The organism is Pantoea sp. GM01 (assembly GCF_000282675.1).
In the GTDB taxonomy this organism is placed as follows: Bacteria; Pseudomonadota; Gammaproteobacteria; order Enterobacterales; family Enterobacteriaceae; genus Pantoea; species Pantoea nemavictus.
The window spans coordinates 18,855-31,480 of the sequence record NZ_AKIU01000054.1 but is presented as its reverse complement, the minus strand read 5'-3'; the positions used below and the strand labels follow the sequence as shown (position 1 = coordinate 31,480).

Here is a 12,626-nt window from a genome sequence, read left to right as displayed (position 1 = left end):
TAGTTTAACGCAGAGGAGAATGCGTGGCACGGCTCGTTGTGCCACGGCAGATAAAGAAGGGTAATTACTCGCGCTTCAGGCGGTTACTGTTTGCCAGCCACAGCGTCACCACCAGAATCAAAATCGCCGCTGAATAATAGAGCGTATCAAACGGGTTTTTATGGTCGACGATGATCAGGCGAATAATGGCGGTGATACCGATGTAGATAAAATAGCGCAGCGGAAAGTGATAGCCCGACTGAAAGTACTTCACAATCAACGCGATAAATTCGAAATAGAGGAAATAGATCACGATGCCTTCAATCAGCAGATAAGAAGAGGTCTGCTCACCGGTGCTGAACAACACATTGGCCAGATGAATGGTTTCCTTACCGAGAAACACCACCAGAATAATGGCCAGAATAATCAGGCCAATGTTGAGCACCCACTGCAATGCTAATGAAATGTACTGCCCAACCCCTGTTTTTATTGTCATTTTTTCGCGCCTTAGTCTCTCAAGAACTTTCTGACGCTATCATGCTGTAGCGTGATCAAAATCACAATATTTATACTTCAACATCCACGCACAGCGCGTCGTAGCGCCAGAACTCGCAGTCACAATCAATCACTCGCTTGTGCTGATCGCGGTTGATGCGGGTAATCAGTAAGCCCGGCGTACCGCTGGCGACATTGAGCGCAGGCGCAGCGCGCACCGGAAGTGGCCCCGGCAAAATAGTAAAGCGCGCGCCACCGTAGCGGATGCCGTAGCGCTGGTCATAGAGATCGGTGAGTGAACGCGTGAGATCTTCATCCAGCAAACCCGGGAAATAGGCTGGATTAAGGTAATGCTCAACATACAACACCGCGCGGCCATCAATGCGGCGCAAACGGCGAATGCGGTACACCTTGTCGCCCTCCAGCAGCTGCAGATGATGCGCAATCGCCAACTGGGCTGGCACTTCACGCGCTTCAAGCACTTCGGTGCTGGCAACGCGACCTTGCTCGGCCGCCATCGCATGAAAATGGCTGTGATGCGAAGGGTTATAAACCAGGCGCGGCGGTGCGAGAAACCAGCCACGGCGCAATTCGCGATAAATTATGCCCTGCGCTTCCAGCAAACCCAACGCCTCACGCAGCGTGATGCGCGTGGTGGAATAGTGTTCGCTTAACGCGCGCTCCGCAGGCAAACGACCGCTGGCAAATTCACCGTTTTCAATGCGTTCCCGCACGCCTGCCGCAATCATATCCGCCGTTTTTGACAACATTTTTCAGCCTCATTTTGGGGCAAATCTGCACTATGACAGTTCGATGACTACACTGTGACAAGAGTCAACCCACGCTTTAGCGCGCTGTAACCGCATGTGGATCGTCGCGCCACACCACATTTCACCACCATGGTCATAAAACCTTCATCTACTCGGGCTACATTGGCTCGGTTCTTGCTGGACTAGACCAAGAAGTCCCACAACATATACCGGGAGCAATCGAGATGAAAGCGTTTATCGCCTCTGTAGTAGCCAGTGCCGTACTGCTTGCGCTGCCTGCCGCGCAAGCTGCAGATAATGACCTCGCCGCGTTAGAAAAAGCCGCGCGCGCTGAAGGCCAGGTTAACAGCGTCGGCATGCCAGATAGCTGGGCCAACTGGAAAGATACCTGGAGTGATCTCAGCAGCAAATATGGTCTGAAGCACAGCGACACTGACATGTCTTCTGCGCAAGAGCTGGCAAAATTTGCTGCAGAGAAGGAGAACGCCAGCGCCGATATCGGTGATGTGGGCGCCGCTTTCGGTCCGATTGCCGTCGCGAAAGGCGTAGCACAACCTTACAAGCCAACGCATTGGGATCAAATTCCGAGCTGGGCGAAAGATCAGGATGGCAACTGGATGCTGGCCTACACCGGCACCATCGCCTTCCTGGTCGATAAGCAGCAGGTGAAAGATGTGCCACACAGCTGGGCCGATTTAAAGAAAGGTAAGTATGTGGTCACTATCGGCGACGTCGGTACTGCAGCTCAAGCGGCCAACGGTGTACTGGCGGCCAGCTACGCCATGGGCGGTGACGAGAAGAACGTTAAACCGGCGCTGAGCTTCTTCGGTGACCTGGCGAAAGAGGGCCGTCTTGGCGTAACCGATCCGGTGATTGCCAACATCGAGAAAGGCGAAATTCAGGTTGCCGTGGTGTGGGACTTCAACGGTCTGAACTATCGCGATCAAATCGACAAAAATCGCTACGAAGTGGTGATCCCCTCCGATGGTTCCGTCACCTCGGGCTACAGCACCATCATCAACAAGTACGCTAAACACCCAAATGCCGCCAAGCTGGCGCGTGAATACATCTTGTCTGATGAAGGCCAGATCAACCTGGCGAAAGGCTATGCGCGTCCGATTCGTGCTGAGCATTTAACCCTGCCGGCTGACGTGCAGGCCAAACTGTTACCGCAGTCTGAGTATAAAAATGCCCGTCCAATCAAAGACCAGGCGGCATGGGATAAGACGTCGAAAATGCTGCCGCGCCTGTGGCAGGAGAACGTCATCATCAATATGAAACAGTAACGTTGTTTTGTAGGGTGCGCATTTATGCGCACCTGGATTAACGATTGCCATAAAGGAGAAGGGATGAAAACAATCCTGGTGGTGTTGGATGGCCTGAGTAACCAGGTAGCGCAGCACGCGATGGGCTATCTATTTGCCGAATGCGCGCAGGGCAACGGCCAGTATTACACGCTGACCTGCGAGCTGCCTTCGCTGTCGCGTCCGCTGTATGAATGTATTCTCACCGGCATTCCACCGGTACGCAGCGGCATTATTCATAATGGCGTCAGCCGCTTGAGTAATCAGCGCAGCATCTTCCATTATGCGCGTGCAGCCGGTCTTACCACCGCTGCGGCCGCCTATCACTGGGTGAGTGAACTCTACAATCACTCCCCGTTCAATACGGCGCGCGACCGGCATACGATCGCACCCGACCTGCCGATTCAGTATGGGCACTTTTACTGGGACGACGGCTATCCGGATTCCCATCTGTTTGAGGACGCGGAAAGCCTGCGCCTGCGCCACGATCCGGACTTCCTGCTAATCCACCCGATGAACATTGACGATGCCGGGCACAAACACAGTTTGTCATCGCCGCAATATCGCAACCGCGCGCGCATGGCCGATGGTTACCTGTCGCAGTGGATGCCCGGTTGGCTGGCCGCCGGATATCAGGTGATTGTCACCGCCGATCACGGCATGAACGATGACCGCTCGCACGGCGGCATTTTGCCCGAAGAGACGCAGGTGCCGCTGTTTGTATTTGGCGGCGGTTTTTCACTGCAGCCGGATCTCAAACCCCTGCAGACCGAGCTATGCGGTATCGTTTGCACCTTACTCGGCGTTGAGCATGATAAGCCGGTTTGCCGCGCGTTACTGGCGGAGCCGCAGTAATGAAGGGAAAAACGCTCGCTTCCCTGCTGCTGCTGCCTTTTGCCCTGTTCTGGGTGGCGTTTCAGCTCGCACCGCTGCTGTGGATTGCTATCAACAGCTTCTGGAGCGACATGAATGAGCGTTGGGGCATTGATAACTATAGCGATATTCTCACTTCGCCGTTCTATTTACAGGCCTTTCGCCTGTCGCTGGATATCTCCATCTGGTCAAGCATTTATGGTCTGCTGATCTCGCTGATTGCTGGATATTCGTTACATCAACTCGGCAGCGGGCGTTTTCAGCGCTTTTTAATGTCATTTACCAACATGACCAGCAACTTCGCCGGCGTGCCGCTGGCGTTTGCCTTTGTCATCCTGCTTGGCCTGAACGGCTGCCTGACGCTGCTGCTGCGCCATTACGGCGTGCTGGAGGGCTTTAAGCTGTTCTCGCGCGACGGCATGGTGCTGGTTTACACCTGGTTCCAAATCCCGCTTGGCATTTTGCTGCTCTATCCGGCGTTTGATGGCTTGCGGCAGGATTGGCAGGAGTCCGCCGCGCTGCTGGGCGCGGGGCGCGGGCGCTATTGGTGGCATATCGGTTTACCGATTCTGTTCCCGGCGCTACTCGGCACCTTCGTTATTTTGCTGGCTAACGCGCTCGGTGCTTACGCCACCATTTACGCGCTGACAACCGGCAACTTTAACGTGGTGCCGGTGCGCATCGCGGCGCTGGTATCCGGCGATATCTCACTCGATCCCAATACCGGCGGTGCGCTGGCGATGCTGCTGGTGCTGATCATGGCGCTGATTACCGTGGTGCAGCAATATCTGGTGCGCCGCAGCTATCTCAACGCCAAAGCGTCTTAAGGAGCCACACGTGTCTCGCGCGGAAAAATTTTACCATCGCCTGATTGTCTGGCTGCTGCTGTGCATCCTGGCCGCGCCGCTGCTGGCGACGCTGCTGTACGGCATTTCCACCAGCTGGAGCGACACTATTCTGCCGCAGGGCTTTACGCTTAAATGGCTGACTGCGCTGTGGAGCGATCCACGTTTCCTGACGGCGCTGGGACATTCGCTGCTGGTTTGCTTCGGTGCGCTACTATTCTCGCTGGTGCTGGTGCTGCCCGCCATGTTTGTGATCGCTTACTACTATCCGAAGCTGGATGCGGTAATGAATGTGCTGATTCTGATGCCGTTCGCCGTGCCGCCGGTGGTGTCATCGGTCGGTCTGCTGCAGCTCTATTCGTCGTCACCCTTGATGCTGACCGGCACGCCGTGGATTTTGATCGGCTGCTACTTCACCATCGCTTTGCCGTTTATCTACCGCGCCATCTCCAACAACATGCAGGCGATCAACCTGAAAGAGCTGATTGATGCCGCCCAGCTGCTCGGCGCCAGCACCTGGCAGGCTGCGCTGTTTGTGGTGCTGCCAAACCTGCGTAAAGGGGTGTTTATCGCGGTGCTGCTCTCCTTCTCCTTCCTGATTGGTGAATTCGTCTTCGCTAACATGCTGGTCGGCACCCGCTATGAAACCTTGCAGGTTTATCTGTTTAACATGCGCAACGGCAGCGGCCACTTCACCAGTGCGCTGGTGATCTCCTATTTTGCCGTCGTTTTGCTGGTCACCTGGCTGGCGAATGCCCTCAATCCTGAACGAGGCTGACCATGAGTTATCTGAACGTCACTCAGTTGAATAAAAGCTACGGCCCGACCGCCATTTTTGAAAACATCGATTTTAGCGCCGAAGAGGGCGAGTTTGTCACCCTGCTCGGCCCAAGCGGCTGCGGTAAATCCACGCTGCTGCGCTGCATCGCCGGATTGACTGACGTTGATAGCGGTAAAGTGCTGCTGCAAGGTCAGGATATCGTGCCGCTGCCGCCGCAGAAGCGCACCATTGGCATGGTGTTCCAGAGCTACGCGCTGTTTCCGAATATGACGGTTGAGAAGAATGTGGCGTTTGGTCTGAAGATGCAGAAGCTGGCCAGCGGCGATATTCAAAAACGCGTGATGGAAGTGCTGGCGCTGGTCGAACTCACCGATTTCGCGCGCCGCTATCCGCATCAGCTTTCGGGCGGACAGTGTCAGCGCGTGGCGCTGGCACGTTCGCTGGTGACACGTCCGCGCTTGCTGCTGCTGGACGAACCGCTGTCGGCGCTGGATGCGCGTATTCGCCGTCATCTGCGCGAACAGATCCGTAATATTCAAAAAGAACTAAAACTCACTACCCTGTTCGTCACCCACGATCAGGAAGAAGCGTTGACGATGTCCGATCGCATCGTGTTGATGAATCGTGGCAAGATCGTGCAGAACGGCAATGCTGAGAGGCTGTATACCGAGCCAGCCGATCTGTTCGCCGCCGGATTTATTGGCAACTACAACCTGCTGAGCGCCGAGCAGGCATTGCAGCTTACCGGCCAAACATTTAGCGGCCAGGTGGCGATTCGTCCCGAGTCAATTCGGCTATGTGCGCCACAGGATGGCATTCCCGCCACCATCCTCAGCCACAGCTTGCTCGGCAACGTGATCCGCTATCGCGTGTGCGCACAAAACGTCGAGCTCTCGATTGATGTCCTCAACCGTAGCGTGGCAGATTTGCACCCCGCTGGCATGCAGATTGGGCTACAGTTAGAGATGTCGACGTTGCGCCAGGTCGCTTAATTTTAACGAAAAAATGGGCAACGCAACGCGGCGAAGGTTTTACCGGTTGCGCTCACCGTCAGGCTGGCAATCGGTGTTGTTTGCGCCTGACGGATGAGGAGCCTTTAACCGTGTTAACTCTGCTTAATCTACTCTCTGCCGTTGCGCTGCTAGTGTGGGGCACGCACATCGTGCGTACCGGTATCATGCGCGTGTACGGTGCCGATCTGCGTCGTGTACTCAGCCGCAGCGTCGAAAAAAAACCGATGGCGTTTCTCGCCGGGATTGGCGTCACAGCGCTGGTGCAAAGCAGTAACGCCACCACGCTGCTCGTCACCTCTTTTGTCGCGCAGAATCTGGTGAGCCTCACGCCCGCGCTGGTCGTGGTGCTGGGTGCCGATGTCGGTACCGCCATCATGGCGCGCATCCTGACCTTTGATCTGACGTGGCTTTCGCCGCTGTTCATCTTCTTTGGCGTAGTGTTTTTCCTCAGCCGCAAGCAGACGCGCGGCGGTCAGCTGGGCCGCGCCAGCATAGGTTTGGGGCTGATTTTGCTGGCGTTGCAGCTGATTGTCGCCGCCGCCAAACCGATTACCCAGGCGGCAGGCGTGCAGGTGCTGTTCTCGACGCTAACTGGCGATGTGATGCTCGATGCGTTGATTGGCGCGGTGTTTGCCATCATCAGTTACTCCAGCCTCGCGGCGGTGCTGATTACCGCTACGCTGACGGCAACCGGCGTCATCTCGTTTAAAGTCGCGCTTTGCCTGGTGATAGGCGCCAACCTCGGCAGCGGCTTACTGGCAATGATCAACGCCAGCGGCTCCAACGCCGCCGGCAAACGTGTTGCACTCGGCAGCCTGCTGTTCAAGCTGATTGGCAGCATCGCCATTTTACCGTTCGTCAATTTCGTCGCCGACATCCTCGACAAATTACCGGTCAATGATGAGGAGCTGGTGATCTTCTTCCACGTGTTCTACAACCTGATTCGCTGCTTAGTGATGGTGCCGTTTGCCGAGCCGATGGCGCGTCTGTGCCGCCACATGATTGATGACGATGCGGAGAATGAAACCCATCTGAAACCCAAACATCTCGACAGTAGCGCGCTGGATACGCCGGCGTTAGCACTGGCAAATGCCTCGCGCGAAACGCTGCGTATTGGCGACGTGGTCGAGCAGATGATTGAGTCATTCAATAAAGTGGTGCACGGCGACCTGCGTGAAGAGCGCGCGGTGCGGCGGCTGGATGATGATGTGGATGTGCTCTACACCGCGATCAAACTCTATCTGGCGCGCATGCCGAAAGAGGATTTGCCGGAGGATGATTCCCGCCGCTGGGCGGAGATCATTGAGATGGCGCTCAATCTGGAACAGGCGGGCGATATTATTGAACGCATGTGCGCCGACGTAGCGGATAAGTCGCTGACCGCGCGCCGCGCCTTCTCAGCGGAAGGATTGGAGGAGCTGCAAACCTTGCAGGAGCAGGTGCTGTATAACCTGCGCCTGAGTTTGTCGGTGTTTCTGTCGCACGATGTGACCAGCGCCAAACGCCTGCGCCGCTCTAAACATCGTTTCCGCATTCTGATTCGCCGCTTCTCCCACGCGCACGTCGAGCGTTTGCATCTGCAAAATGTGCAAAGCATTGAAACCAGCTCGCTGCATCTTGGATTATTGGGCGATATGAAACGTTTGAATTCGCTGTTCTGCGCCGTGGCGTACACGGTGTTAGATCAGCCGGATGACGAGCGGGATGAGGATTGATAAGTTCAAAAACGCGCGATGAATCGCGCCGCTACAAACATTTGCATTCCGTAGCGGCGCAATTTATTGCGCGGGTTTTACATCACGACAGCAAACTAAACGCAATCATTCCGACAATCGCGCCAGTGGTACCGAGGATGGTTTCCATTAGCGTCCAGGTCTTCAGCGTTTCGGCTTCGGTGGCGCCGGTAAAGCGGCCAAACAGCCAGAAGCCGGCATCATTCACGTGACTGATAATGATCGAGCCGCCGCCGATACAGATCGACAGCGCCGCCAGCTGCGCGCCGCTGTAGTGCAGCGGTTCAATCACCGGCATCACCAAACCCACGGTGGTTAAACACGCCACGGTAGCCGAGCCCTGAATCACGCGGATCGCACCGGAGAGAATGAAGCACGCCAGCGCAATCGGCATACCTGCGCCAGTCAACGCGTGGCCCAGCACCGGGCCCACACCCGAATCCACCAGCACCTGCTTAAACACGCCGCCCGCACCGATCACCAGCAGAATAATGCCCGCCGGCTGCAGCGCGCTGCCGCACACCTGCATCACCTTCTCTTTATCCATGCCCTGACGGTACGCCAGGCCATAAATCGCCACCAGACAGGCCAGCAGAATCGCCGTGAACGGATGGCCGATAAACTCCAGCCACTCATACAAATGCGTACCCGGCGTGGTGAAGCGCGCGCCGATGGTTTTCAGACCGACCAACAGCAGCGGGAATAGAATCAGCGCCAGGCTAAAGCCAAACGACGGCAGTTTGCCCTCTTCCACTTCCGGTTGGTGATCTTCCGGCGGGGCGCTAAAGCTGACGTGACGCGCGATAAAGTTACCAAACAGCGGACCGGCAATCAGCATGCCCGGGATTGCCGCGCACAGGCCCAGCAGGATCATCCAGCCAAAATCGGCGTGCATTTGCGAAGCCAGCAGCATCGGCGCCGGTCCAGGCAACAGAAACGCCGCCGCCGCCGCCACCCCGGCAAAGAGCGGAATCACCAGCTTGACTAAATTGCCTTTGGTGCGACGCGCCACCGCGAACGCAATGCTAATTAGCAACACCACCGCCACTTCGAAAAATAGCGGCAGCGCGCAGATTAACCCGGCGACGCCCATCGCATAGTGCGCGCGGCTTTCACCAAAGGTTTTCAACATGCGGATGGCAATTTGATCGACCGCGCCGGTTTCATGCAGGATTTTGCCGAACATCGCGCCCAACGCCACCACAATGGCGAGAAAGCCGAGCGTTCCGCCCATGCCTTTTTCCATGGTTTCGGCGATTTTATCGAGCGGCATGCCGGAAAACAGACCGGCACCAATGGAGACTAACATCAGGGCAACAAAGGCGTGCATACGCGCTTTCATCACCAAAAACAGCAGCAGCAGGACAGAGCCTGCTGCGGTTAACACTAGCGTTGCGGTACTCATGACTAACCCTTGTTGATTGCACCCTCAATGGTCGCAACCGTGGCCGCAACTACCTCATCCAGTGAATGATTGATATCAACCACCAGTACATCGGGCTCATCCGCGCCGGGTTCCTGCAGCGTAGCGAACTGCGTCACCAGCATCTGCGGTTTGAAAAAGTGACCTTTACGCGCCTTCAGACGGGATTCGATGGTCTCGAAATCGCCCTGCAGATAAATAAATTTCAGGTTCTCGTTGCCCTGACGCAGGATGTCACGATAGGACTTTTTCAGCGCCGAGCAGACGATAATAGAGATTTCCTGGGTGCGCTGCATGGCAAACGCCGCATCATTCAGCGCCTGCAGCCACGGCTGGCGATCGTTGTCGTCCAGCGGATGACCATCGGCCATTTTCATGATGTTGCTGCGCGGATGGAGGAAATCGCCATCGAGAAACGCAGTGTTTAACTGGTGAGAGACCTGATTGGCGACGGCAGATTTTCCGCTGCCGGAAACGCCCATCAGGATAAAGACGTGGTGCGATGGAGATGGCGTAGTCATTGTTTTGCGCTCCGGCAGTGATTTCTGCCCAATGTTACCGATAACAAATTCAGTCATCATTGTCGGAGCCCACTCAAAGGCTGGCAACCCTTGTTAGGCGGAAAAGCACGAAAGTGTGAACTGACTCATAAATTCGCCAAAATCAGATGCTGTCACCTTCGGCAATTTCGAAACCGACATCCAATGGTTGCGTGACGCTGCGATCGCCGCCAATGCGCGCCAGCAGCATCGCCGCCGATTCACGACCCATGCGCTCACGCGGCGTTAACACCGTGGCGAGGCGCGGATTCACCACTTGCGTAATGTCGTGACCGTGAAAACCGGCAATCGCCATCTGCTGCGGCACGCGCAATCCCTGGCGTTGGCACTCAAACATCGCGCCAACCGCCAGGTCATCGTTGGTACAGAACAGGCTATCGGTCTCAGGATAACGCTTCTGCGCTTCGCACAGCAGCTGCGCGCCGGCGCTGAATGAAGAAGCATCTTCCATCATCACGCTGTGCGGCGTCAGCCCGGCTTCGCGCATCGCTTTTTCATAACCTTGCTGTTTCTGTAGGGTACGTTCATCAAGGCGTGCGCCGAGATAAACGGTGTGGCGATGCCCTTTTTTCAGGATAGCATGCGTCATCTGACGTGCCGCCTCGACGTTATCAAAGCCTACCGCCATATCGAGGCAAGGCGTTACCGAATCCATCATTTCAATCACCGGAATGCCCGCCACTTCCAGCATGCGCAGCGTGCCTGGCGTGTGAGTGCGCTCGGTGAGAATCACGCCGTCGATGTTCCAGCCGAGCAGCGAACGCAGCTGGAGCTCCTCTTTCTGCGCGTTGTAACCAAAGTGCGCCACCAGCGTTTGATAACCCGCTTCATCGGTGACGGCTTCAATCCCGCGCAGCACGTCTGCAAAAACCTGGTTGGTCAGCGAAGGCAGCAGCACGCCGATAGCGCGACTGGTGGCGTTAGAGAGCATGTCGGGGGCGCGATTGGGGATATAACCGAGCTCATCCAGCGCCACAGCGATTTTGTCGCGCAGCGCCGCTGAGACCTGATCAGGATTGCGCAGGTAGCGGCTGACGGTCATTTTTGTGATGCCGACGCGATCGGCAACGTCCTGTAATACCGGTCTTTTCTTCTTCATCGTGTGCGCCTGAGATCAAAGGTAACCCGAGTTTATCATTTTTTGTCAGGTTCAGGTTTTGTGGGAAACCTTACGGCTGAACTAACGAGAAGGGTCTTGTAGCTAATCAGAGTGAGAACAAAGAGCATCGGCAGTCCTGCAAATTAGCACCTAAAGACATAACAAGGACAATCATGACGGACCAAACTTCTGCATCCACCAGGCGTCCTATTGAACGCTTTCTGAATACCGTTGAGTGGCTCGGCAACCTGCTGCCCCATCCAATAACGCTGTTCGCGATCTTTGCGCTCTTTATTATTGTCGCATCAGCCGTTGCTGCCGCCTTCGGTGTCAGCGTCATGGATCCGCGCCCTATTGGGGCGGCGGGCCGCGCGCCGGATGGGGTGATTCACGTGGTTAGCCTAATGAGTGCCGAAGGTCTGCAGCGTATTGTCAGCAATCTGGTTACCAACTTCACCGGCTTCGCACCACTCGGCACCGTGCTGGTTGCCTTGCTCGGCGTGGGCATTGCCGAACATTCGGGGCTGCTCTCGGCAGCAATGCGCGCACTGGTGTTTAACGCACCGAAAAAGCTCATCACCTTCACTGTCGTCTTCGCCGGTATTATCTCCAATACGGCTTCGGAGCTGGGATATGTGGTGCTGATTCCACTGGCAGCCATGATTTTCCACTCGCTGGGCCGTCATCCATTGGCGGGCCTGGCTGCAGCGTTTGCTGGGGTTTCAGGCGGCTACAGCGCGAATTTATTGCTCGGCACCATCGATCCGCTGCTGTCGGGTATTACCCAAAGCGCCGCACAGATTATCGATCCGAACTACCATGTTGGCCCGGAAGTGAATTGGTACTTCATGTTTGTCAGCACTTTCGTGATTTCCATTCTGGGTACATGGATTACCAACAGCATCGTCGAACCGAAATTGGGCAAATATCAGGATAGCGAGGGCGATGCGGTGCGTGGCGATATGGGCGCGCTCACAGCAACTGAACGTCGGGCGCTGAAAGGTGCCGGCTGGGCGGTACTGGGCGTCACAATGCTGCTGATACTAACCGTCATTCCGGGTTACGGCGTATTGCTCAATCCGAAAACCGGCACGCTGGCGGGCTCGCCTTTCCTGAAAGGCATTGTGGTGTTTATCTTTGTCTTCTTCGCTATTCCAGGCATGGTGTATGGCCGACTCATCGGCAATATGCGCAACGATCGTGATGTGATCAACGCCATGTCTGCCAGCATGAGCAGCATGGGCATGTACATCGTACTGGTATTCTTTGCTGCGCAGTTCGTGGCGTTCTTTAACTGGAGCAACTTCGGCACCGTGGTGGCGGTGAAAGGCGCCAATCTGCTGGCATCACTGGATATGGGCGCACCGCTACTGTTTGTTTGCTTCATCATGATCTGCGGCTTTATCAATTTGATGATTGGCTCCGCCTCGGCGCAATGGGCGGTTACCGCACCGATCTTTGTGCCGATGCTGATGCTGGTGGGCTTTGCGCCAGAAGTGATTCAAGCGGCTTACCGCATTGGCGATTCTGTGACCAACGTGATAACGCCGATGATGAGTTATTTTGGTCTGATTATGGCGGTGGCGGCGCGCTATCGTCGTGACATGGGCATCGGTACGCTGGTGGCCATGATGTTGCCGTATTCGGTGGTGTTTATGATTGGCTGGACGCTGCTGTTTGTGCTGTGGGTGTTCGTGTTCAATCTGCCGGTTGGGCCCGGAGCGGCAACCTGGTACACCATGTGAAAGCAA

At 55.9% G+C, this 12,626-nt stretch carries 12 protein-coding genes; 7 read left to right on the top strand and 5 right to left on the bottom strand.

Features of this window, described 5'->3' with window-relative positions:
* Window positions 1-64: 64 nt before the first annotated feature.
* Both psiE and PMI17_RS15790 read right to left on the bottom strand, forming a co-directional pair.
* A complete protein-coding gene (gene psiE / locus PMI17_RS15795) occupies window positions 65-475 on the bottom strand; it encodes a phosphate-starvation-inducible protein PsiE (RefSeq protein ID WP_008109934.1) in 411 nt (136 codons plus the stop codon).
* A gap of 70 nt (window positions 476-545) precedes the next feature.
* A complete protein-coding gene (locus tag PMI17_RS15790) occupies window positions 546-1,244 on the bottom strand; it encodes a UTRA domain-containing protein (RefSeq protein ID WP_009128579.1) in 699 nt (232 codons plus the stop codon).
* Between the two features lie 224 nt (window positions 1,245-1,468).
* On the opposite strand from PMI17_RS15790, the gene PMI17_RS15785 reads away from it, so the two are divergent.
* From PMI17_RS15785 to PMI17_RS15760, 6 genes are all read left to right on the top strand, one after another.
* The gene (locus PMI17_RS15785) at window positions 1,469-2,530 is read left to right on the top strand and encodes an ABC transporter substrate-binding protein (RefSeq protein ID WP_009128577.1); all 1,062 of its coding nucleotides are present in this window, start codon (window positions 1,469-1,471) and stop codon (window positions 2,528-2,530) included.
* Window positions 2,531-2,593: 63 nt separating this feature from the next.
* Window positions 2,594-3,403, top strand: a complete 810-nt coding sequence (locus tag PMI17_RS15780) for an alkaline phosphatase family protein (protein ID WP_009128575.1) — start codon at window positions 2,594-2,596, stop codon at window positions 3,401-3,403.
* A complete protein-coding gene (locus PMI17_RS15775) occupies window positions 3,403-4,248 on the top strand; it encodes an ABC transporter permease subunit (protein ID WP_009128572.1) in 846 nt (281 codons plus the stop codon). The genes PMI17_RS15780 and PMI17_RS15775 overlap by 1 nt, the downstream gene beginning before the upstream one ends.
* Before the next feature lie 10 nt (window positions 4,249-4,258).
* Entirely contained in the window at window positions 4,259-5,044 is a 786-nt protein-coding gene (locus PMI17_RS15770) for an ABC transporter permease (RefSeq protein WP_009128570.1), read from the top strand.
* A 2-nt stretch (window positions 5,045-5,046) separates the two neighbouring features.
* The gene (locus PMI17_RS15765; RefSeq protein ID WP_009128567.1) at window positions 5,047-6,039 is read left to right on the top strand and encodes an ABC transporter ATP-binding protein; all 993 of its coding nucleotides are present in this window, start codon (window positions 5,047-5,049) and stop codon (window positions 6,037-6,039) included.
* A 110-nt stretch (window positions 6,040-6,149) separates the two neighbouring features.
* The gene (locus tag PMI17_RS15760; RefSeq protein WP_009128565.1) at window positions 6,150-7,775 is read left to right on the top strand and encodes a Na/Pi cotransporter family protein; all 1,626 of its coding nucleotides are present in this window, start codon (window positions 6,150-6,152) and stop codon (window positions 7,773-7,775) included.
* Window positions 7,776-7,857: 82 nt separating this feature from the next.
* On the opposite strand, the gene gntU is transcribed toward PMI17_RS15760, so the two are convergent.
* From gntU to gntR, 3 genes are all read right to left on the bottom strand, one after another.
* Entirely contained in the window at window positions 7,858-9,198 is a 1,341-nt protein-coding gene (gene gntU, locus PMI17_RS15755) for a gluconate transporter (protein WP_009128561.1), read from the bottom strand.
* Window positions 9,199-9,200: 2 nt separating this feature from the next.
* On the bottom strand, window positions 9,201-9,737 hold the full coding sequence (gene gntK / locus PMI17_RS15750; protein ID WP_036621490.1) for a gluconokinase: 537 nt from the start codon (window positions 9,735-9,737) through the stop codon (window positions 9,201-9,203).
* Window positions 9,738-9,879: 142 nt separating this feature from the next.
* The gene (gntR, locus tag PMI17_RS15745; RefSeq protein WP_009128557.1) at window positions 9,880-10,875 is read right to left on the bottom strand and encodes a gluconate operon transcriptional repressor GntR; all 996 of its coding nucleotides are present in this window, start codon (window positions 10,873-10,875) and stop codon (window positions 9,880-9,882) included.
* A 173-nt stretch (window positions 10,876-11,048) separates the two neighbouring features.
* On the opposite strand from gntR, the gene PMI17_RS15740 reads away from it, so the two are divergent.
* Complete coding sequence (locus PMI17_RS15740; protein WP_009128555.1) at window positions 11,049-12,620, top strand: AbgT family transporter; 1,572 nt, start codon at window positions 11,049-11,051, stop codon at window positions 12,618-12,620.
* Window positions 12,621-12,626 lie beyond the last annotated feature (6 nt).